We start from the raw sequence: 21,264 nt of genomic DNA on the forward strand, positions 1-21,264 counted from the left end.
CCGGGCCGTTTCCCTGAAGGCGGAGAGGGGATCAGTCGAGGCGCGCTAGGATTTTTTGCGCGAGAAGCCGGTAATCGTCCTTCTCGCTCTCGCCCGGATCGCCGAGCTGCAGGCCGCCGACGATCTTCTGCCATTCGGCGGTGGCCTGCGCCATGCGCCCCGAAAGGCCGAGATCGGCGGCCGTCTTGGCGGCTTCCTCCATTTCGGCGGCGCGGCGCGTGCCATGCACCATGGCGCGCTCCAGCATGTAGGCCGAACGCTCCGTCCAGCCGAAGCCCGGGAACGTCTTCTCGAGTGACGACAGGACCACCTCGTCGACGCCCTCGCGGGTTGCCGACAGCACGCATTCGAGCACGAGCGCCTCGATGCCCTTGACCATGATGCTGCGGATCATCTTGATCGCCGAAGCGGTTCCGACCGGTCCCTCGGCCGGCGCCGGGCGCATGTCGAGGCCCTGGAGCGCGCTCAGGGCTTCCGTGGCATGCGGGCCGCTGACCAGCAGCGGCGCGTGATGGCGTAATGGCAGGACGGGAGACATCACCGCCACGTCCACATAGCGCCCGCCGGCGCCTTCGATCGCTTCCGCCGCCTGCCGCTTGGAGGAGGGCGCGCAGGAGTTCATGTCGAAATAGAGCGCGCCGGCTTCAAGATGCGCTGCCGCGCCGCGCGCCGCCTTCAGGGCCTGATCGGCGGTGACCGTGCTGAAGACGAGGCTGGCGCCTTCCAGCGCCTCCGCCAAGCTCGTGCAACCCGATATGCCGGTGCGCAGGTAATCGGCGCGTTTGGCCGCCGCCACGCTCTCCATGGGATTGTCGGTCTTGATGTCGAATGCCTTCACCAGACGGCGGCGGCGTATGCCCCATCCTTCGGAGAAGGCGGTCGCGGCTTCGCCAAATCCGACAAAGGCTATGGTCTGCATGGTGGGTCCGTTTCGTTTCTCAGGATTGGATAAGGGTATCGATGCGATGGATGGCGCGCATGGCCGGCAGCACGTCGCCGATGGTGGATTGCGCCGGCCGGGCGCCGTTGATGGCGTCGATGAAGGCCTGGTCCTGATCGAGGAAGGCCGCGCCGGGCAGTCGTATCGGCTGGCGCTCGTGATCCTCCAGCGCGTCGCGGAACACATGGAATGTCCCGCTGTCGCCGATATAGCGATAGAAACCGCCGAACGGACCCCGGTTGTTGAACGAGAGGGCGAGCGAGAGCAGCGGGCCGCCGGCGGCCTTGAGCGCGATGCTCATGTCCATCGGAATGCCGAGTTCGGGATGCAGCGGTCCTGCCTGGCCGAAGGCGCGCGGCTCTGGGTCTCCGGTCAGCCAGATGAACAGGTCGATCGTGTGGCAGGCATGATGCCACAGGAGATTGTCGACCCAGCTGCGCGGCTCGCCATGCATGTTGAGATTGGTGCGCCGGAAGAAGAACGTTTCCGCCACCAGATGCTGGAGCGCGAAGGAGCCATTGTCGATCCGCGCCTTCAGATGGCGGTGCGCCGGCGAGAAGCGGCGGGTATGTGCCGCCATCGCCACCTGCCGGGGCCGGGCACCGGCGAATGCCGCCAGCGCCTCGCAGGCGGCAAGGTCGAGGCCGATGGGGATCTCCGCCAGGACGTGCTTGCCGGCATCTAGCGCCCGGGTCGCATGCTCGGGATGCAGGGCCGACGGGCTGGCGACGATCACCGCGTCGATGTCGTCGCGTTCCAGCACGGCGTCGAGATGGGGCGAGGTCGCGGCGATGTTCCATTTTTCAGCGAAGGCAGCCCCCGCCATCGCCTCGCCGTGGACCAGCGCCACGACCTCCGCCCCGGCGATGCGCGACAGCGACTGCATATGCGTGTCGGCAATCGCGCCTTCGCCAACGATAGCGATCCGCACCATGGTTTCGCCCTGTCCGTCGCTGTCTACTTGTTGCGGTAGCAGGCGAGGCCGGCGGCGGTCAGCGACGCGGAGACGTGGTAGTGCTGGTACACTTCCTCGACCTCCAGGTTCATGGCGCCGCGTGCCACGAGCCACATGATGAGCTCGGCGCCCTCATGGCCGGCTTCCTTCATGAAGACACCGTTCGGGATCTTCGTCAGGGCCATCGGATCGGTGACCATCTTGTCGAGGAACATGCGGTCGAAGTTCGGCTGCATGAAGCCCGAGCGCTCACCCTGAAGCTGGTGCGACATGCCGCCCGTTCCCATGATCAGCACCCGCGTATCCTTCGGATAGGCATCGACCGCCTTGCGGATCGCCTGGCCAAGCTTGAAGCAGCGGGCGGCCATCGGCAGCGGGAACTGGATGGTGTTGACGGTGATCGGGATGACGCGGGTCGGCCATTCCTCCACCTCGCCGGCGGGACCGCCGAAGAACACGCTCATCGGAACGGTGAAACCATGGTCCACGGTCATTTCCTGGAACATGGTCATGTCGAATTCCTGGGCCACCAGGTGCTCGATCAGATGCCAGCTCAGTTCCGGATCGCCCTGGAAAGGCGGGATCGGGCGCGGGCCCCAGCCTTCGTCGCCGGACAGATACTGCGCAGCCGCCCCGATGCCGAAGGTCGGCACGCGGTCGAGAAACACTTCCAGACCGTGATCGTTGTAGACGACGATGGTGACGTCGGGCTTCAGTTCCTTGACGAATTCCTTGGCCGGCAGATAGCCGTCGAACAGCGGCTTCCAGTATGGGTCCTGCGTGATCCCGGAATCCATGGCGATGCCGATGGAGGGGACGTGGCTCGTCGTGACGGCGGCGATGATTTCAGCCATGGAAACCTCCTATTGATCCCGGTGGGCGTTGAGCTTGGCGCGGAATTCCTCCAGCGTCATGCTGTTCTGCTGCGCGCCCACATGCTGCATCGAAACATGGTCGATCGCCGCGAGCTTGAACACGTAGTAGATGTTGCCGCCCGAGCGGATCATGCCGATCCAGTCGCGTTCGAGCACGAGCCGCTTCGATTCATCGCTGAGGCCGAAACGGTCGCAATAGGCGGCCTCGTCGGCGGCGAAGGCTGCGCGGTTGTCCGACTTCGTCAGGGACATGCACATCTTGTTGAGGGGATAGTTCTTCTGGCTTCGGCTGCCGTCGAACAGATAGGTGCCTTCGAGCGAGCGGGCCAGCCGCTTGTCTTCCTCGATGCGTTCGCTGATCGACGGCATGCCGCCGCTCTCTTTATCGGATGATGACATGAATGCCTCCTTGTTCGCACAGAAGCGGAACCTGTCGCTCCACACTGGCATCGGGGGAGCCGCAACTGAAATTGGAATTGCGCGCTCCATTATTCATTTCCTGCACAAGCCGAGATGCATATCTCCGGAAAGCCGTTGATTTCTGCTGGAGAGGCATTCATCGGCGTTGAATTGCGTGGCGATTGCGTGGTCAGTCCTCGAACGGCAGGCCGATATACTGCTCGGCAAGTGCCGCCTGCGCACGCTCCGAGACGCACAGGTGATCGTAGTCGTTGATGCGCACCTTCTTCTCGAAGGGCGTTTCCTGCGGGAAGACGTGCAGCAGTTTGGTCAGCCACCAGGACAGGCGCTCGGCCGACCAGACACGGCGCAGCGCCATGGCCGAGTAGCCGTCGAGATAGGCGTCGTCGCCCTTCGCGTAGTGGGTCTCGAAGGCGCGGGCCAGATAGTAGACATCCGAGACGGCCAGGTTGAGGCCCTTGGCGCCGGTTGGCGGCACGATGTGCGCGGCATCGCCGGCGAGGAACATGCGGCCGTAGCGCATCGGTTCGGCGACGAAGCTGCGCAGCGGGGCGATCGACTTCTCGATGGACGGACCGGTGACGATCTGACTGGACAGCTCTTCGGGAAAGCGGATCTTCAGCTCTTCCCAGAAGCGCTCATCGGACCAGTCGTTCAGGTCCGCGTTGACGTCGCACTGGATGTAGTAGCGGCTGAGCATGGGATTGCGCTGAGAGGCGAGCGCGAAGCCGTTGTCATGCTGGGCGTAGATGATGTCGGGCAGGGGCGGGGTCTCCGACATGATGCCGAGCCAGCCGAACGGATAGACCTGCTCGTAGGTTTTCAGAATGTCGGCGGGGATCGACTGGCGGCCGATGCCGTGAAAACCGTCGCAGGCGGCGATGAAGTCGCAGTCGATGCGTTCCTGCCTGCCATCCTTGACATAGGTCACATAAGGCTTGTCGCTCGTCAGGTCGTGCAGCTTCACGTCGGCGGCCTCGTCGATGATCTCCGCGCCCGCTTTCTCGCGTGCCGCGTAAAGATCCTCGGTGATCGCCGTCTGGCCATAGGCCATCATCGGCTTGCCGGTGTATTTGACGGTATCGATGAAGAACGGGTCGCGCCCCTGCCAGACAATGTGGGTGCCGTCGTGGAGATGGCCCTCGCGGTCCATGCGCTCTCCGAGGCCCATGTCGCGCAGCAGCTTGATCGTGCCATATTCCAGCACGCCGGCGCGGATGCGCTTGAGCACATAGTCCTTGCTCTGGCGTTCCAGGACGATGCTGTCGATCCCCTTCAGATCGAGAATGTGGGAAAGCAGCAGCCCGGCCGGGCCCCCACCGATAATGGCGATGCGCGTTTTCTTCATTGTTCGAAATACCAGTGTGGTGACTGTTGATGCGTTCGCCGCGCCAGGCGTGCCGGGCGCAACGGCCTGCCCGGACAAGCCGTGGCAGGGAGCCCTAATAAAGGCCAAGGCGATTGCGCTGTCAAGAAAATGAACTATGGTCTGCACAATGGACCATCGGAAACCCAGCCACGTTGCGTCTGCCGGCAAGGCACGGCGGAACGAACGGCGAATTGACAGAATCGGGCTTTTGGAAAACTCTCCCCCCTTTATCTGGCCGCAATCCGGCAGGCATGGAGCTGGCATGACCGATACCGATGAAGAGTCCGCGCCGACCGGCGTACGGTCGCTGTTGCGCGGGCTCGAGATTCTCATCGCGGTCAACGAGAACCCCCCGGCGACGATTACCCGGCTGGTGACCCTCACGGGCCTGCCGAAGGCCACGGTGATCCGACTCCTGGCGACGCTGAAATCGGCCGGCTATCTGCAACAGAACAGCGATACGGGGGCCTACGAGCCCTTGCCGCAGGTGCGGCGGCTGGCCAGCGCCATGATGATCGAGAACCCGTTTCTCACGGAGGCGCGGCAGCGGCTGAACGCCTTCGGCTTGCAGGTCGGCTGGCCGTCAGACCTTTTGATGGCCGAACCCGATGCGATGGTGACGGCGGCCTCGAACCGCGATACCGCGCCGATCCATCTGCGCCGGTTCGAGCAGCGCCGCTTTCCGATTCTCGATTCGGCCGCCGGCCTGGCTTTCCTGGCGGCGCTGCCGCAGGAGGAGCGCCTCGAGATCGTCAACCGGCACTGCGCGATGATGGATGAGGGCGGCGATGTCCGCCAGACTGTCGATGCGACGTTGCGGGCGGTTGCCGAGGTCGGCAGGCATGGCTTCTCGATGCACGACTACAACGCACCGATGGCGGGCACACGGGCAGTGGGCGTTGCGGTGGTCTCGCAGGATCGCCCGGTCGGCGCCCTGGTCCTGATCATCCTGAAGGGAGCGGTCACGGACGGGCAGCTTCACCAGCAATATCTGCCGGCCCTGCAGGATTGCGCGGCCGGCCTCGGCGACGCCTACCATCTGCACCGGGGTGCGCAGATGCCGTTTCCGGATGCCTGAGCTGAGGCTGCTCAGGTTTCGGCGGCAATCGTTCTCAGATGCTCGAGCAGCCTCTGCTGCGGCACGGCGGGCATCCATCCTTCGCGCATGGTGATGCCGATCGAGCGCTCGCTGCCTTCGAGCGGGTAGGGGATTTCCGACAGGAGGCCGAGCTTGATCTCGTAGTCCACCTGCCGGGCGGAGATGATGGTCAGCCGATCGCTGTTCATCAGCAGGCCGCGCAGCACGGTGAGCGAACCGGTTTCGATCGGGTGCGCGTCGCCTGCGGGACGTTCCAGCGCGGCGTAGAAGCCGTCGAAATAGTCGCGGGCGGGCGCGCCGGCGCGCGGCGCGATCCACGGGTTCGCGGCCAGGCGCCCGGGCGTCACCGGTCCCCCGGACAGAAGCGGGTGGCCGCTGCGCCCGACGATTATCATCGGATCGACAAACAATTCCTCCTGCACGAGCTCTGGCGGCAGCAGCGCGCGCCGCAGGGCGCCGATGATGATGTCGATGTCGCCGTGCCGCAGCGCCTTGGACAGATCCGCATAAGGAGCATCGACCACGGTGATGTCGAGCATCGGATATTCTTCGGCAAGCTGCATCAGCGCCCGCGGCAGCAGGCTCGTCTTCGCCAATGGCAGGCAGCCGATGGCGAAACGTCCGGCAAAACTGCCTTTCCAGCCCTGAATGTCGGCTTGCGCCTGGGCAAATTCGCCAAGCGCCAGTTTCGTCAGCCGCGAGAACTCCACCGCCTGGCGGGTCGGCTTGACGCCAGCGCTGGTACGCTCGAACAGGGCGCAGGTCAGCTGCGCCTCCAGTTCGCGGCAGGAGCGATGCACGGTCGATTGCTGCACGGCGAGCTGCTGGGCGCCAAGCCGGAAACTCTCGTGCTCGACCACGGCGATCAGCGCCCGCAACTGGCTGAGCGTGAAGCGGCGGTGCAGGTGCGGCGGCGGCCTGTCGGCGAAGCGCGCCGCATAGTCGCCGGCGCGGCGCAGATAGTGCGTGCCGCGGCCGATGCGCTTCAGATAGATCTCGCCCGGCTCCGTCGCGACCATGCCTCGCCGCCGGTTGAACAGTTTGACGCCAAGCTGCGCCTCGACCTTGGCGATGCCCTGCGTCAGGGCCGGTTGCGACAGGTTCAGATGATCGCAGGCGCGCGTGATGCTGTGCGTCGCCGCGATCGCTTCCAGCGCCTGCAGGTGCTTCAGGTTCGGGATGTCGGCGTATGGGTCCAATGCGGGCCTCCGGGCGATGGGATGGCGCCGTAGGGCGCGTCTTCCCATAGCCCGAAATCAAAATTGCGTAAAATGAATAGTTCGACATGCCCGGGGCGACATTCAAATTGGCGGATGCGGCGTGAATGGCGCTAGCTTTGCAAGCTGAAAGACCACAACAGCAAGGTAGCGACCGCCCAATGGCCCAAGACAAGACCGCTCTCGTTATCAGTGCCCATTCAGCCGATTTCGTCTGGAGGGCGGGAGGCGCAATCGCGCTGCACGCAAAGCTTGGCTACCAGGTGACGGTCGTCTGTCTGTCCTATGGCGAGCGCGGCGAATCCGCGAAGCTGTGGAAGTCGGAAGGCATGACCCTCGACAAGGTCAAGGCGGAGCGTCGCCGCGAGGCCGAGAATGCCGCAAAGGCACTCGACGTTCACGATATTCAATTCTTCGACCTCGGCGACTACCCGCTCGAGATCGACCGGGATGCGAAGTACAGGCTGGTCGACGTGATCCGCGCCGTGCAGCCCCGCTTCATGCTCAGCCATTCCCATTACGATCCGTACAATCTCGATCATTCGCACACGACCAAGATCGCGATGGAATGCCGGATGATCGCGCAGGCCTGGGGACACAATCCCGGCGAGAAGGTGCTCGGCGCGCCGCAGCTCTATCTGTTCGAGCCGCACCAGACCGAGCAGATGGGCTGGAAGCCTGACACCTTCCTCGACATCACCGATGTCTGGGAGAAGAAGAAGGCAGCCATCGAATGCATGGAGGGCCAGGAGCACCTCTGGCACTTCTATACCAATGTCGCCGAGAACCGCGGCAATCACTTCCGCCGCAATTCCGGCGGGCAGTCGGGCGGCCGCGCCGCCAGATACGCGGAGGGATTCCAGTCCGTCTATCCGCGCACCGTCGATGAGCTCTAGGGGCCTTTCCGCATGAACGTGGTGGTACAGAACATCGAGCGCGTGGATCCGGCAGTCGTCGAGGGGCTCGGCAAATGCGGCGTCTCCACGGTGCATGAGGCACAGGGGCGCAAGGGGCTGCTGGCATCCTACATGCGGCCTATCTATCCGGGCGCGCGGCTCGCCGCCTCCGCCGTCACCATTCTGGCGCCTCCATGCGACAACTGGATGGTGCATGTCGCCATCGAGCAGGTGCAGGCCGGCGACATTCTGGTGCTCGCCACCACCTCGCCGTCGGATGCCGGTTACTTCGGTGATCTCCTGGCCACGTCCATGCAGGCGCGTGGCGGCGTTGGGCTCATCATCGACGCCGGCGTGCGTGATGTGCGCGACCTGACGCAGATGGGCTTCCCGGTGTGGTCGAAGGCGATCTGCGCGCAGGGAACGGTCAAGGAAACGCTCGGTTCTGTGAACGTACCGGTCGTTTGTGCCGGAGAACTCGTTCATCCGGGCGACGTCATCGTCGCGGACGATGACGGGGTCTGCGTGGTGCGGTGCGCGGAAGCGGCCGACGTGCTCGCCAAGGCGCGCGAGCGCGAGGCGAACGAGGAAGCCAAGCGCGCCCGGCTCGCCGCCGGCGAACTCGGCCTCGACCTTTATGCGATGCGTCCCCGCCTGGAACAGAAGGGGCTGAAATATGTCTGACGGCGTGCGCTGCATGTGGATGCGCGGCGGCACCTCGCGGGGCGGGGTCTTCCTCGCCGCCGACCTGCCCGCGGACACGGCGGCACGCGATGCGTTTCTGCTGGGCGTCATGGGGTCGCCCGATCCGCGCCAGATCGACGGTCTGGGCGGCGGCGATCCGCTGACCTCGAAGGTGGCGATCGTTTCACCCTCCGCGCGCGACGACGCGGATGTCGACTATCTGTTCCTGCAGGTGTTCGTCGATCAGGCGCTGGTGACCGACGCGCAGGGTTGCGGCAACATGCTTGCCGCCGTCGGTCCGTTTGCCATCGAGCGCGGTCTGGTGCCGGCGTCGGATGGCGAGACCCGCGTCCGGATCTATATGGAGAACACGGCCAAGGTGGCGGTGGCGCGCGTCGCCACGCCCGGCGGTCGGGTGACCTATCGCGGCGCGGCGCGCATCGATGGCGTTCCCGGCTGGGCGGCGGCTGTGCCGCTGGAGTTTCTCGACGTTGCCGGTTCGAGCTGCGGCGCGCTGCTGCCGACGGGCCGGGCGCTCGACATGATCGACGGCGTCGCGGTGACCTGCATCGATAACGGCATGCCGGTGGTGGTGATCGCCGCCAGCGACATGGGCATTACCGGCTACGAGACCCGCGAGGAACTCGACGCCAACACGGCGCTGAAGACCCGCCTCGAAGCCATTCGCCTGCTCGCAGGCCCGATGATGAATCTCGGCGACGTGGCGCAGAAATCCGTGCCGAAGATGACCATGGTCGCGCCGCCGCGCGATGGCGGAGCGATCGCAACGCGGACCTTCATTCCGCACCGCTGCCATGCCTCGATCGGCGTCTTCGGCGCGGTCAGCGTCGCGACGGCCTGCATCCTCCCGGGCGCGCCGGCGGCCGCGATCGCCGCGGTGCCCGAGGGCTTTGACAAGGTGCTCCTGATCGAGCATCCCTCCGGCGCGACCCCGGCGATCCTGTCGGTTGACGGGGAGGGCAGGGTGACCAGAGCCGGAATGTTGCGGACGGCGCGCAAGCTCTTCGACGGCGAGGTGTTCGCCCAATGACGATGGACAAGATGAACATGATGGCCGAACCGCCGACCTTTCACCCGAACCCCTCGAAGCCGGCCTATGTGCCGCCAGCAGGCGCGGTCGATGCGCACTGCCATGTCTTCGGCCCCGCAGCGCGCTTTCCCTATGCGCCGGAGCGGAAATACACGCCGACCGACGCGCCGAAGGAGATGCTGTTCTCCCTGCGCCGGCATCTGGGTTTTGCGCGCAGTGTCATCGTCCAGGCGAGCTGTCACGGCAAGGACAATGCGGCGATGGTCGATGCGCTGGAGGCGGAGCCCGAGACCACGCGCGGCGTCGCCGTGGTCGCGCCGACCATCTCCGACGAGGAACTGCGGGCGATGGACCGCGCCGGCGTGCGCGCCGTGCGGTTCAATTTCCTGAAGCGGCTGGTGGATGCCGCGCCGCGCGAGGATTTCCAGCGCATCGCCGAACGGGTGGCCGAACTCGGCTGGCATGTCGTGGTCTATTTCGAGATGCCTGACCTGCCCGACCTCGCACCCTTCCTGCGCGGCCTTCCGACGACGGTGGTCGTTGACCATATGGGCCGGCCCGATGTCGCGGAGGGCACCGATGCCGCGCCGTTCCGCGCCTTCATCGAACTGCTCGAGGACGAGAAGTTCTGGGTCAAGGTCGGCTGCCCCGAGCGCCTGACGGTCGAGGGGCCGCCCTATCGCGACGTCGTTCCCTTTGCCCGCCGGCTGGTCGAGACCTATTCCGACCGGGTTCTGTGGGGGACCGACTGGCCGCATCCGAACATGAAAAGCCACATTCCCGATGACGGGTTGCTGGTCGATCTCATTCCGTCGATCGCCCCGACACCGGATCTGCAGCGCAAGCTGCTCGTCGCCAACCCCTCGCGCCTCTACTGGGGCGAAAAGTAACGGCATACCGGCGGCCCGTCCGGGCTGCCGCAAGGAGATTGAAATTGAGCAAGCGTCTTTCCACGTCGATCCGTGTCGCCCTTGCCGGTGCCCTCAGCCTCGGGCTGGTCGCCGCCTCGTCGGCCGCCGAGCTGCGGCTGGCGCATTTCATGTCGCCGATGCACCACATGCAGAAGCGCATGATGCAGCCCCTGGCGGACAAGCTTGCGGCCGAGACCGGCGGTGAGGTGACGATCCGCATCTTTCCCTCGGGCGAACTGAGCAAGAGCGGCGCGGCCCAGTGGAAGACGGCTCTGACCGGCGTTGCGGACATAACCTTCGGTCTGCAGGGGTATACGAGCGAGACCTTCCCGCGCACGATGTTCGCCGTCGCGCCGGGCCTGTTCCACTCCTCGGCCGAAGCGACGACGGCGATGTGGGAGAATGTCGACGCGCTGGCGCCCGATTACGAGCGCGCCAAGCTGCTCGCCATGTGGGCCGCCGAGCCGGCGATCATCATGACCAAGGATGTGCCGATCCGTACCATGGACGACATGAAGGGGCTGAAGATCCGCACCGCGGATCAGGTCGGCGCGGCCATCGTGCAGGCGCTCGGCGGAACGCCCGTGCCGCTGCCGGCCAGCGAGATGTACACGGCGATCGACACCGGCGTCATCGACGGGATCATGAGCGACGCCAGCACGATCGAATCGTTCAAGCTGCACGAGGTCGCCAACTATTTCACGGTCGGCCTGCCTTCCAGCACCTCGGCCTATTTCCTGGTCATGAACCGTCGCAGCTTCGACGGGCTGACCGCCGACCAGCAGGCCGCGCTCGACGCGCTGACGGGTCGCGAACTCAGCATGACGGCGGCGGAATCCTACGCCACGGAGGCGGCGCGAGGGCTAGACATGGTGCGCGCGGCCGGCAAGACGATCATCGAGGTCGAGCCTGCGGTGCTCGAGGATTTCCACGCCAAGTCGGACACGGTGATGCAGTCGATGCTGAAATCGGCCGAGGCCGCCGGCGTTGACGGAAAGGCGATCGTCGAGGGGCTGCGCGGCGGCGCATCGGCGACACGGTAAACGAAACCGACATGCCCGGCGGGAGGGAGCCCGCCGGGGGCGCATGGGGCGCCGGACCAACAACAGGGAGGAAAGACATGAGACGTACAGCAGCAGGAATCGCCGGATTGCTCGGCCTGGCACTCGCCGCAGCGGCGGGGACCGCCAGCGCCGCCGAGCTGAAGGTGTCGCATTTCATGAGCCCGATGCATCACATGCAGGCGCGGGTTCTGGAACCGTGGACCAAGAAGCTGGCCGACGAGGCTGGCGGTGAACTGACCTTCCGCATCTTCCCGTCGGGCGAGTTGAGCAAGAGCCCGGCCGCGCAGTGGAAAACGGCGCTGACGGGCGTGACGGACATCGCGTTCGGACTGCCCGGCTACACGACGGAGAATTTTCCGCGCACCATGCTCGCCGTGTCGCCGGGCATATTCGAGACCGCAGCCGAGGCGACCAACGCCATCTGGGACAATATCGAGGATATCGCGCCGGACTATGAGCGCGCCAAGCTGCTTGCCGTCTGGGGCAGCGAGCCGGCCGTGCTGATGACCCGCAACAAGCCGGTCAAGACGCTGGCCGACGTGAAGGGCCTCAAGATCCGTACGGCCGACCAGGTTTCGGCGTCGATCATCGAGGCGTGGGGCGGCACTCCTGTCCCGCTGCCGGCGAGCGAGATCTATACCGCCATGGATACCGGCGTGATCGACGGCCTGTTCATCGATCCGAGCGGCGTTCCCTCCTTCCGCCTCGACGAGGTGGTGAACCACGTGACCCTCGGCCTGCCGACCCCGTCCTCGGCGTTCTTCCTGGTGATGAACCAGAATGCCTGGAACGGCCTTACGGACGCGCAGAAGGCGATGCTGGACGGAATGAGCGGGCGGCAACTCAGCCTCGATTCCGCTGCCTCCTATGCGCAGGACGCCGAGAAGGGCATGGACATCCTGAAGAAAGCCGACAAAGAGATCATCACGCTCGATGCCGAGGCGCAGGCAGAGTTCGTCGAGGCGACCAAGCCGGTCGCGGACAAGCTCATCGCCGACGCCGAGGGACGTGGCGTGGCGAATGCCGCCGACATCGCGGCGGCTCTCGGCAAGAAGAAATAGGACATAACGACAATGATGCGTGCGAAGGAAACCAGGCCGACGGTCGCCGACCGTTTGGCCGACGGGTTCGGCCTCCTGGGCGGGATAGCGATCCTGTTCCTGGCCGGGCTGGTGTTCTGCGATGTGGTGGGGCGAACTCTCGGATCGCCGATTTTCGGCGCACGCGACATCATGGTGATGACGCTGGCGGTAATCGCCGCCAGCGGTTTCGCCAGCGGGGCGACGCATGGCGTCCACATCGCCATCGATGCCCTGCAGAATTTCCTGCCGCCCTGGCTGCGGCGCAGCCAGCTTCTGCTGGCGGACCTGATCAGCCTGGCCATCCTTGCCATCCTGTCATGGCGCAGCTTCGTCGGCGGCACGGAAGCCGGTGATTTCGGCGAGCGGACGATGCTCCTGTCGCTGCCCCATGCACCTTTCTATTTCGCCCTGTCGCTCGGCCTTGGTCTCTATGCCCTCGTGGTCGTGTTCGACATCGTCAAGCAGTTAAAGCCGGGGAACGATGATGCCGAATGAGATTTATGGCCTCCTGGGCATTGTCGGCCTGGCGGTGCTCCTGATCCTGCGCGTGCCGGTGGCGCTCGCGATCGGCATGGTCGGCTTCGTCGGCATCGCTGCGCTGAGCGGTGTCAACACCGCGTTCTACATGGCCTCGTCGGAGGCCTTCGCCACCGTGACCCAGTACGAACTCGTGGTCATCCCGCTGTTCGTCCTGATGGGCAACATCGCCAGCGCCTCCGGCCTCAGCCGCGACCTCTACGATGCGGCCTTCGCCTGGATCGGACGGCTGCGCGGCGGTCTCGCCTCGGCGACCGTCATCGGCTGCGCCGGCTTCTCGGCGCTGAGCGGATCGTCCATCGCTTCCGCCGTCACCATGGGCCGCGTCGCGCTGCCGCAGATGAAGCGCTTCTCCTATTCGGATGCGCTGGCGACCGGGTCGGTTGCGGCCGGCGGCACCCTGGGCATCCTCATCCCGCCGTCGACCGGCTTCATCATCTACGCAACGCTGACCGAGCAGTCGATCGGCCGCCTATTCATGGCCGGCATCCTCCCGGGCATCCTGCTCACTGCGCTGTTCGTCGTCGCGATCTACATCGTCACGTCGATCCGCCCCGCCGACGGTCCCGCCGGGGAACCCTTCACCCTGCGGGAGAGCATCCGCGCCGGCCTGCGCGCCTCGCTGATCGGCGGCATCATCGTCATCACCATCGGCGGCATCTATCTGGGTTTCTTCACGCCGGCCGAGGCGGCGGGCATCGGGGCGATCCTGACGCTGTTCGTCTCGTTCTTCCGCGGGCGGCTCAGCCTGGCGCAGTGGAAGGACGTGCTGATGCAGACGGTGCGCACCACGTCGATGGTGTTTCTGATCCTCGTCGGCGCCAATATCTTCGCGCCCTTCCTGGCGCTGAGCGACCTGCCGCACTTCATCAGCCAGGGGCTGACGGCTCTGGATGTCGGTCCCTACGGGGTGCTGTTCCTGATCCTGGCCGCGTACATCATCCTGGGGACCTTCCTCGAGGGCCTGTCGCTGCTGGTCATCACCCTGCCGATCGTCTTCCCCGCCATCATCGCGGCAGGGTTCGATCCGATCTGGTTCGGCGTCATTGCCGTGATCGTGCTGGAAATGGGGCTGATCTCGCCGCCGGTCGGGCTCAACGTCTTCGTCGTCGCGAGCATCGCCGACAAGGTGCCCCTGTCGACCGTGTTCCGGGGGGTCATCCCGTTCTGGATCGCCATGGCGGTCTGCACGGTCCTGCTGATCCTGTTCCCGTCGATCGCGCTCTATATCCCGCAGACGATGATGGGGAACTAGTGGGGCGATCGTGACGGATCACCCCACCAGATCAACAGCTTGTGGGCTGACTTGCCGAAACGGATGGGGACCATCTGTCTCGGTCGGACCACGAGCGCGGCCGGGTTCCAGCCGGTTTACCGCAACGTTTCCGCGAAAGCAGAGAATGCCCTCATGACCGATGCACTCGAGAACCCTACCGGCGCCGATGCGGTGCTGTTCAGCCTGAAGGCCAATGGCGTCGACTATCTGTTCGCCAATGCCGGCAGCGACTTCGCGCCGATCATCGAGAGCTATGCGCGCCGCGGCGAGGGCGGCACCGTCGCGCCGAAGCCGGTCATCGTTCCGCACGAGGCGGCGCTGGTCGCCATGGCGCATGGCTACTATCTGGTGACCGGCAAGCCGCAGGCGGCGATGGTGCATGTCAATGTCGGGCTGGCCAACGCGGTCATGGGCCTCATCAACGCTCATGCGGACGACGTGCCGGTGATCATGCTGTCCGGCCGCACGCCGCTGACGGAACATGATCGTCCGGGCGCCCGGCGCACGCCGATCCAGTACGGGCAGGAGCAGTTCGACCAGAGCGGCATGGTGCGCGAGCTGGTCAAGTGGGACTACGAACTCCGCTATGCGGAGAATGCGGGCAATCTCGTTTCGCGCGGCTACGCCATAGCCATGTCGGAACCGGTCGGGTCCATCTATCTCAGCCTGCCGCGCGAACCGCTTTGCGAGCCAGCGCCGGCGATGGGCGAGGGGGCGACGCCGCTTCAGGTGGCGGCGAACCCGGCGGCACCCGACCCGCAGGCCGTGGAGCAGGCGGCCGCATGGCTGGCAGCGGCGAAGAACCCCCTGATCGTCTGCCAGCGCGGCGATCCGGCCGGCAAGGTGGCCGCACTTCTCGCTGCCCTGGCCGAGCGGCACGGGATCGCCGTCAGCGAAGTGTTCGCGACCCGCAACGTCATGCCGAGCGATCATCCGATGCTCGTCGGCCCGAACCTGCCGGAGCTTTTGCCGGCTGCCGATGTGGTGCTCGTGGTCGATGCCCCGGTCGCGTGGATCGAAAGCGCGGCGCAGCCGGCGGTGACGGCGAAGGTGATCCATATCGGCCCCGACCCGCTTTTCGCCCGTATGCCGGTGCGCTCATACCGCTCGTCGCTCGCCATCGCCGGCAACACGGCCCGCACGCTGGCGGCCCTCGATGCTGCGCTGGATGAGCACCCCTCTCAGGGCGATACGCGGCGCGAAGCTGCCGTCGCGGCCCATGCAGCCTACCGCGCCAAGGTGGCGAAGGCGGCGGAAGCAGGAAGTCGCGGGCCAGCCAGCAAGGCATGGGTCGCGCATTGCGTCTCCGAAATCTTGGGGGACGACGGCATCGTCTTCAACGAACGCGGCGCGCCGTCGCCCTTCTACACGCTGAAGGCCGGCAACCGGTTCTTCGGCAATACGCCGGCCGGCGGTCTCGGCTGGGCGCTGCCCGCGGCGCTGGGCGCGCAGCTCGCCGACCGGGAACGCCTCGTTGTCTGCGTGGTCGGCGATGGGTCCTACATGTTCGCCAATCCGGTCGCCTGCCATCAGGTGGCCGAGGCGCACGGCCTGCCGCTTCTGACGGTGATCCTCAACAACGGGGCGTGGGATGCCGTGAGGCTGTCGACGCTGGAGGTCTACCCGGACGGTTCCGCGTCGCGCGCCAACCAGACGCCGCTGTCGAGCCTGTCGCCGTCACCGGACTACACCATGGTCGCGGCCGCCTCGCGGGCCTGGACCCGAACCGTCGAGGAGGCGGCCGACCTGCCGGCGGTGCTCGCCGAAGCCGTGAAGGTGATCGCCGACGAGCGGCGCCAGGCGCTGGTCAACGTTCGGGTGCGGCCGGAATAGAAGGCCGCACTCATGCCTCGGCGGCGCCAGCGGCATTGTTTCTCTGCGTTGGTGCGGGTGTCAGGTAATCCTACCTGACTGTAAAACACCGTAAGCCTTCGGCCGACATTGTCATTTCGGCCTGGACGCGCTGCTGAGGCCAGGCGATCACGCCTGACGGAAAGACGTTTGAAGTGCGGTGGCCGGTCCGCCGTGCGAATCTCCCGCGCCTTTGCCTCCGGCCGGCCAGGTTTCTCACCCCGTTGTCTCAGAATTCCTGATCCGCAGTCTGCCCGTGCAGCGCCGCGCGCGATGATCGCGCCTGTCGCGCAGGGGGTGTTTTGCCTTGCATTGCGGGATGTTCAGGGCTGTGGCGCGCGCTTCGCGCCCAAAAAAGCGGGCCTGTCCACCTGGCTTGTTGCCAATACCAATTCGAAATGATATTAATATTGGAACGATATGAAGATAACAACAATATGCACAAATCCGCGGCACGCTGCGTAAGATTTGTGCTGACTGCGATGTTCAGGCGCTGGGGCCCCGGACGTCAAGCGGAAACCCGTGGGTGAGGGGCTTGGCTGTGGGATTCTTTCAGATGCCGTAGATTGTGTGACGGAGCGTAGAGGCTTCGTTGCGTTGGAGGAATAGGCGCCCTTTCGCGTTCAGGCCGCGTGCCGTGAGCGGGAGGGGCCGTTTGAACAGGAACGCAGGGAGGATAAGTATTGGATCAGCTGCTGCAGCACCTCGTCAATACGATCATCATGGGAGGTACATATGCCCTTCTCGGCATAGGGCTGACCCTGATCTTCGGCATCATGAGGATCGTGAACTTCACGCATGGCGAACTGTACGCGTTCGGCGCGTACATGATGTACTTCTTCGCCACCATCATCGGCATGAATTTCTTCGTCTCCATCGCGTTCGCCATCGCCGCCGGCATGGTGCTGGGCGCGATCATCGAGTTCACGCTCCTGCGCCCCAAGCGCGGAGCCGACATCGATACGACGATGCTGATCATGATCGGCGCCTGGATCGTCATGCAGAACCTGGAACATCTGAGCTGGGGCGGCATCGCCAAGTCGATCAATTCGCCCTTGCCTGACGCGCCGCTGGTGATCGGACCGGTGTCGGTCTCGTGGCTGCGCGTCATGGTGCTTCTCATTGCGCTGGTCCTGATCGCCGCCACCTACATCGTCATTAACCGGACGAAGATCGGCAAGGCGATGCGGGCGACCTTCCAGGACAGCAACACCGCCGCGCTGATGGGCATCAACATCAACGCCATCTACACGATGACCTTCGGCTTCGGCTCGGCGCTGGCGGCGGCCGCCGGCGCGCTGCTCGGACCGGTGTTCGTGGTCACGCCGACCATGGGCGACCTGGCGTCGCTGAAGGCGTTCGCGATCGTCATCCTGGGCGGCCTGGGCAACATCACGGGAGCGGCCATCGGCGGCTTCATCCTGGCGTTCGCCGAGGAGATCGGCGCGGGCTACATCTCGTCCGGCTACCGCGACGCGATGGGCTTCGTGATCATCATCATTGTTCTTCTCTTCAAACCCACGGGCCTGTTTGCCCGGGCGGAGCGTGTCGGATGAAACAGGTCTTTCCCTTTATCGCCCTCGCGTTCTTCGCCACGGTTCCGCTCTGGCTGCAGGACCAGTACTATCTGCACACCCTCGTCGTTGCCGGCATCTTCATGCTGGCAGCCATGAGCCTCAACCTGCTGCTCGGCTATACCGGGCAGCTCAGCCTCGGGCATGTCGCCTTCTTCGGCATCGGCGCCTATGTCAGCGCGCTGACGTCGCTGGGCTTCAGCCTGTCGATCTTCGGCTTCCAGATCACGCATGAGCCGTGGCCCGCCTTCGTCGGGCTGATCCTCGGCGCCTTGGCTGCGGGCCTGTGCGGCTACCTGATCGGCAAGCTCGCCTTCCGGGTACGCGGCGCCTACTTCGTCATCGTGACGATCAGCTTCGCGGAAGTGGTGCGTCTCGTCTCGCTCAACTGGGTCGAGCTGACCAACGGACCGCTGGCCCTGCCGGGCATTCCGCCGCTGACCCTCGGTTTCGAGTGGACAGGCTATGTGACCCTGTGGGGCAAGGCGCAGAACTACTATCTCGTCCTGGTCCTGATCGCGCTCGCCTATCTGCTGATCAAGCGGCTGGTGCAGTCTCCCTACGGCCGGGCCATGATCGCGCTGCGCGAGAACGAGACCCTGGCGGTGTCGGTCGGCATCAGCGTGACCAAGTATCTGGTGCTGGCGGCCATCTTCTCGGGCGCTCTCGCCGGCCTCGCCGGCGGTCTCTATGCGCATTACATCCAGATCATCGATCCGATGATCTTCATGTTCCTGAACACGGTGACAATGGTCATCATGGTCATCACCGGCGGCAAGGGTACGCTTGCCGGCCCGTTGGTGGGCGGTCTGATCTTCGGTCTCGCGCCGGTGTTCCTGCGCAACTATGTCGGCCCCGAGGTTCAGTGGATCCTGTACGGCGTCCTGATGATCCTGGTGGTCTTCGTCCTGCCCGAGGGCATCGTTCCGGCCATCGAGCGCTGGTTCAACCGCGCCGCGAAGCCGAAGCGCAAGAACGGCTCGGCCGGCGGCAAGATGGAGCAGAGCGGTTCTTCGCTGGCGATGGCAAGTTCAGGAAAGGTCAACTCGTGATGAATGCACAAACCCAATCATCCGCGCCGATCCTGTCGGTGGAGCATGTGGCCGTGCATTTTGGCGGCCTGGTGGCGATCTCGGACATGAGCTTCGAGGTGCATGAGGGCGAACTGGTCAGCCTGATCGGCCCGAACGGCGCCGGCAAGACCACGGCTTTCAACGTCATCACCGGCTTCCAGCGGCCGACGAAGGGCCATGTGAGCTTTCAGGGGACGTCGCTCGACGGGCTGAAGCCGCATGAGGTGACCGGTCTCGGCCTGGTGCGCACCTTCCAGCGCACCAGCGTGTTCGAGAAGATCTCGGTGTTCGAGAACGTCCTGATCGGCCTGCACCGGCGCACGGCGCCGAGCCTGTTCGGCACGCTGATGGGGCTGCCGGGCGAGCGCAAGGCCGAAGCCGCGCTGCGCGAGGAGGCGTGGGAGATCCTGCGTCTCGTCGGCATCGAGCATGAAGCCGACGAGCTGGGCGGCAGCCTGCCCTACGGTGACCAGCGGTTGCTGGGCGTTGCCCTGGCTCTGGCCGCCGACCCGCGCGCGCTCCTTCTGGACGAGCCGGTGTCCGGCATGAACGCTTCGGAGACCGGCCGCTTCATCGATCTGCTCAACCGGCTGCGGGCCAAGGGCACGACCATCCTGCTCGTCGAGCACGACATGCCGATGGTGATGAAGATCTCCGACCGCATCGTCGTCCTCAACTATGGCCGCATCATCGCCAACGGCACGCCTTCCGAGATCCAGAACGATCCCGAAGTGATCGCGGCCTATCTGGGAGGAGGTGTCAAGAATGCTTGAGATCAAGAATCTCGTCTGCCGCTACGGCAAGGTGACGGCACTGGAAGGGATCTCGCTGAAGGTTCCCGAGAAGCAGCTCGTGGTTCTGGTCGGTGCCAACGGCGCCGGCAAGAGCACGACGCTCAGGGCCATTTCCGGCCTCGTGCCGGCAGCTTCGGGGCAGATTATCTTCGACGGCGAGGATATCACCAGCATGGCCGCCGGCCGCATTCTGGCGAAAGGCATCGCCCATTGTCCGGAAGGGCGGCGGGTGTTCGGCGAGATGTCGGTGCTCGAGAACCTGGAGATCGGGGCCTATCTGCGCCGCGACGCGAAGGGTATCGCCGACGATCTCGACCGGGTGCTCGACCTGTTTCCGCGTCTTGCGGAACGGCGCAAGCAGGTGGCCGGCACGCTGTCGGGCGGCGAGCAGCAGATGCTCGCCATCGGCCGGTCGATGATGTCGCGCCCCAGGCTGATCATGTTCGACGAACCGTCGCTGGGGCTCGCGCCCAACATCGTCGAGCAGACCTTCTCGATCATTCAGGGCATCCGCGAATCGGGCACCACCGTGATGATGGTCGAGCAGAACGCCTTCGCCGCGCTCGACATGTGCGATTACGCCTATCTGCTCGAGGCCGGCACGATGGTGCTCGAAGGGAAGGGCGAGGACCTGATCAAGAACCCGCATGTGCGGGAGGCCTATCTGGGAGCCGGCGTGCACGCCTGATCCCCGGCGCGGCGCGCCGTGCGCCGCGACTATCGTCGTTGCGATGCATCGGCCCGAAGACCGGCAGACGGTTCTCGGGCCTTTGCCCATTGTCGGTGGACAATCATGCCTATCCTGCAATTTTATTTGCACTATCTTACTAAACATAGTATCTTTTGATCAGAATGATCGACGGCATCGTGATTGCGCAAGCATCCGCCGCCGATCGCTGTTCAGAAACGAGTGAGGTAGGAAGCACATGGCTGAAACGTCGAAACCCGTCATCGGCATTATCGGAGGAACCGGAGACCTCGGGTCGGGCCTGGCGCGCGCCTGGGCAAGTGCCGGATATTCGGTGGTGATCGGTTCGCGCTCGGCCGAGAAGGCCGCGGACGCGGCGGCGCAGCTCGGCGCCGGCGTGCGTGGGCAGACCAATGTCGGCGCCGCGGAAGCCGCCGACATCATCATCCTTGCAGTTCCGTTCTCGAATCACGCGGCCTCGATCGAGGAAATCCGCAGTGCCGTGCAGGGCAAGATCCTTGTCGATGCGGCGGTGCCGCTCGTTCCGCCGAAAGTCTCCAAGGTTCAGCTGCCGGAGGAAGGTTCCGCCGCGCAGATCGCCCAGGCGCTGCTGGGCGAGGGCGTGCGGGTGGTCTCGGCGTTTCACAATGTGGGCGCGGCAAAACTGCACAAGGGCGGCCGCGCCGATTGCGACGTGCTGGTGTTCAGCGACGACAAGGATGCCCGCGACCAGGTGATTGCCCTTGCCGGCGCGGTGGCCAATCGCGGCGTGGGCGGCGGCTCGCTGGCCAACTCAGCTGCCGCCGAAGCGCTGACCTCGGTGCTGATCTGGATCAACCGCCAGTACAAGGTGCTTGGCGCCGGCATCGCCATCACCGGCCTGGAAGACGCCGCGCAGGCCTGAGATC

22 protein-coding genes are annotated in these 21,264 nt (G+C 65.1%); 16 read left to right on the top strand and 6 right to left on the bottom strand.

Annotation, left to right across the window (positions count from 1 at the left end):
• Positions 1-31: 31 nt before the first annotated feature.
• The 5 genes from NA2_RS00790 to pobA all read right to left on the bottom strand — a co-directional run bounded on the left by NA2_RS00790 (position 32) and on the right by pobA (position 4,538).
• Positions 32-919 carry an NAD(P)-dependent oxidoreductase gene (locus NA2_RS00790; protein WP_008593086.1) on the bottom strand — a complete coding sequence of 296 codons (888 nt, stop codon included), beginning with the start codon at positions 917-919 and terminating at the stop codon, positions 32-34.
• Positions 920-938: 19 nt separating this feature from the next.
• The gene (locus tag NA2_RS00795; RefSeq protein WP_008593088.1) at positions 939-1,874 is read right to left on the bottom strand and encodes a Gfo/Idh/MocA family oxidoreductase; all 936 of its coding nucleotides are present in this window, start codon (positions 1,872-1,874) and stop codon (positions 939-941) included.
• Between the two features lie 23 nt (positions 1,875-1,897).
• A complete protein-coding gene (locus NA2_RS00800) occupies positions 1,898-2,749 on the bottom strand; it encodes a class III extradiol dioxygenase family protein (protein WP_008593090.1) in 852 nt (283 codons plus the stop codon).
• A 9-nt stretch (positions 2,750-2,758) separates the two neighbouring features.
• Entirely contained in the window at positions 2,759-3,169 is a 411-nt protein-coding gene (locus NA2_RS00805; RefSeq protein WP_202803220.1) for a protocatechuate 3,4-dioxygenase, read from the bottom strand.
• Positions 3,170-3,359: 190 nt separating this feature from the next.
• Complete coding sequence (gene pobA / locus NA2_RS00810; protein WP_008593094.1) at positions 3,360-4,538, bottom strand: 4-hydroxybenzoate 3-monooxygenase; 1,179 nt, start codon at positions 4,536-4,538, stop codon at positions 3,360-3,362.
• Between the two features lie 283 nt (positions 4,539-4,821).
• Here pobA and NA2_RS00815 point away from each other — a divergent pair, with 283 nt between their 5' ends.
• Entirely contained in the window at positions 4,822-5,637 is an 816-nt protein-coding gene (locus NA2_RS00815; protein WP_008593097.1) for a helix-turn-helix domain-containing protein, read from the top strand.
• 11 nt (positions 5,638-5,648) lie between these two features.
• Here NA2_RS00815 and NA2_RS00820 read toward each other — a convergent pair whose 3' ends face one another.
• Positions 5,649-6,857, bottom strand: coding sequence for a LysR family transcriptional regulator (locus NA2_RS00820; RefSeq protein ID WP_008593099.1), 1,209 nt, complete (start codon positions 6,855-6,857; stop codon positions 5,649-5,651).
• Positions 6,858-7,036: 179 nt separating this feature from the next.
• On the opposite strand from NA2_RS00820, the gene NA2_RS00825 reads away from it, so the two are divergent.
• The 15 genes from NA2_RS00825 to npdG all read left to right on the top strand — a co-directional run bounded on the left by NA2_RS00825 (position 7,037) and on the right by npdG (position 21,260).
• Positions 7,037-7,771 (top strand): PIG-L deacetylase family protein, encoded by a 735-nt coding sequence (locus NA2_RS00825; RefSeq protein WP_008593101.1) that lies wholly within the window; start codon positions 7,037-7,039, stop codon positions 7,769-7,771.
• Positions 7,772-7,783: 12 nt separating this feature from the next.
• Entirely contained in the window at positions 7,784-8,455 is a 672-nt protein-coding gene (locus NA2_RS00830) for a 4-carboxy-4-hydroxy-2-oxoadipate aldolase/oxaloacetate decarboxylase (RefSeq protein WP_008593103.1), read from the top strand.
• Positions 8,448-9,506: a 4-oxalomesaconate tautomerase gene (locus NA2_RS00835; protein WP_008593105.1), complete on the top strand. Its 1,059-nt coding sequence runs from the start codon at positions 8,448-8,450 to the stop codon at positions 9,504-9,506. Before NA2_RS00830 ends, NA2_RS00835 begins: the two co-directional genes overlap by 8 nt.
• Positions 9,503-10,396, top strand: coding sequence for an amidohydrolase family protein (locus tag NA2_RS00840; protein ID WP_008593108.1), 894 nt, complete (start codon positions 9,503-9,505; stop codon positions 10,394-10,396). Before NA2_RS00835 ends, NA2_RS00840 begins: the two co-directional genes overlap by 4 nt.
• Positions 10,397-10,440: 44 nt before the next feature.
• Complete coding sequence (locus NA2_RS00845; RefSeq protein WP_008593111.1) at positions 10,441-11,460, top strand: TRAP transporter substrate-binding protein; 1,020 nt, start codon at positions 10,441-10,443, stop codon at positions 11,458-11,460.
• 77 nt (positions 11,461-11,537) lie between these two features.
• Positions 11,538-12,542 carry a TRAP transporter substrate-binding protein gene (locus tag NA2_RS00850; RefSeq protein ID WP_157188091.1) on the top strand — a complete coding sequence of 335 codons (1,005 nt, stop codon included), beginning with the start codon at positions 11,538-11,540 and terminating at the stop codon, positions 12,540-12,542.
• 15 nt (positions 12,543-12,557) lie between these two features.
• On the top strand, positions 12,558-13,058 hold the full coding sequence (locus NA2_RS00855; RefSeq protein ID WP_192814148.1) for a TRAP transporter small permease: 501 nt from the start codon (positions 12,558-12,560) through the stop codon (positions 13,056-13,058).
• Complete coding sequence (locus tag NA2_RS00860; RefSeq protein WP_008593116.1) at positions 13,045-14,355, top strand: TRAP transporter large permease; 1,311 nt, start codon at positions 13,045-13,047, stop codon at positions 14,353-14,355. The genes NA2_RS00855 and NA2_RS00860 overlap by 14 nt, the downstream gene beginning before the upstream one ends.
• 153 nt (positions 14,356-14,508) lie before the next feature.
• The gene (locus tag NA2_RS00865) at positions 14,509-16,209 is read left to right on the top strand and encodes a thiamine pyrophosphate-requiring protein (RefSeq protein ID WP_040676396.1); all 1,701 of its coding nucleotides are present in this window, start codon (positions 14,509-14,511) and stop codon (positions 16,207-16,209) included.
• Between the two features lie 291 nt (positions 16,210-16,500).
• Positions 16,501-16,629 (top strand): hypothetical protein, encoded by a 129-nt coding sequence (locus tag NA2_RS22370; RefSeq protein ID WP_274531966.1) that lies wholly within the window; start codon positions 16,501-16,503, stop codon positions 16,627-16,629.
• 281 nt (positions 16,630-16,910) lie between these two features.
• A complete protein-coding gene (locus tag NA2_RS00870; RefSeq protein ID WP_008593120.1) occupies positions 16,911-17,783 on the top strand; it encodes a branched-chain amino acid ABC transporter permease in 873 nt (290 codons plus the stop codon).
• Positions 17,780-18,853 (top strand): branched-chain amino acid ABC transporter permease, encoded by a 1,074-nt coding sequence (locus NA2_RS00875; RefSeq protein ID WP_008593122.1) that lies wholly within the window; start codon positions 17,780-17,782, stop codon positions 18,851-18,853. Before NA2_RS00870 ends, NA2_RS00875 begins: the two co-directional genes overlap by 4 nt.
• Positions 18,853-19,647 carry an ABC transporter ATP-binding protein gene (locus NA2_RS00880; protein WP_008593124.1) on the top strand — a complete coding sequence of 265 codons (795 nt, stop codon included), beginning with the start codon at positions 18,853-18,855 and terminating at the stop codon, positions 19,645-19,647. Before NA2_RS00875 ends, NA2_RS00880 begins: the two co-directional genes overlap by 1 nt.
• A complete protein-coding gene (locus NA2_RS00885; protein WP_008593127.1) occupies positions 19,640-20,356 on the top strand; it encodes an ABC transporter ATP-binding protein in 717 nt (238 codons plus the stop codon). Before NA2_RS00880 ends, NA2_RS00885 begins: the two co-directional genes overlap by 8 nt.
• A 238-nt stretch (positions 20,357-20,594) precedes the next feature.
• Positions 20,595-21,260: an NADPH-dependent F420 reductase gene (gene npdG / locus NA2_RS00890; RefSeq protein ID WP_008593129.1), complete on the top strand. Its 666-nt coding sequence runs from the start codon at positions 20,595-20,597 to the stop codon at positions 21,258-21,260.
• The last annotated feature ends 4 nt before the right edge of the window (positions 21,261-21,264 follow it).

Origin of the sequence: Nitratireductor pacificus pht-3B, assembly GCF_000300335.1 — a bacterium.
Taxonomy (GTDB): Bacteria; Pseudomonadota; Alphaproteobacteria; order Rhizobiales; family Rhizobiaceae; genus Nitratireductor; species Nitratireductor pacificus.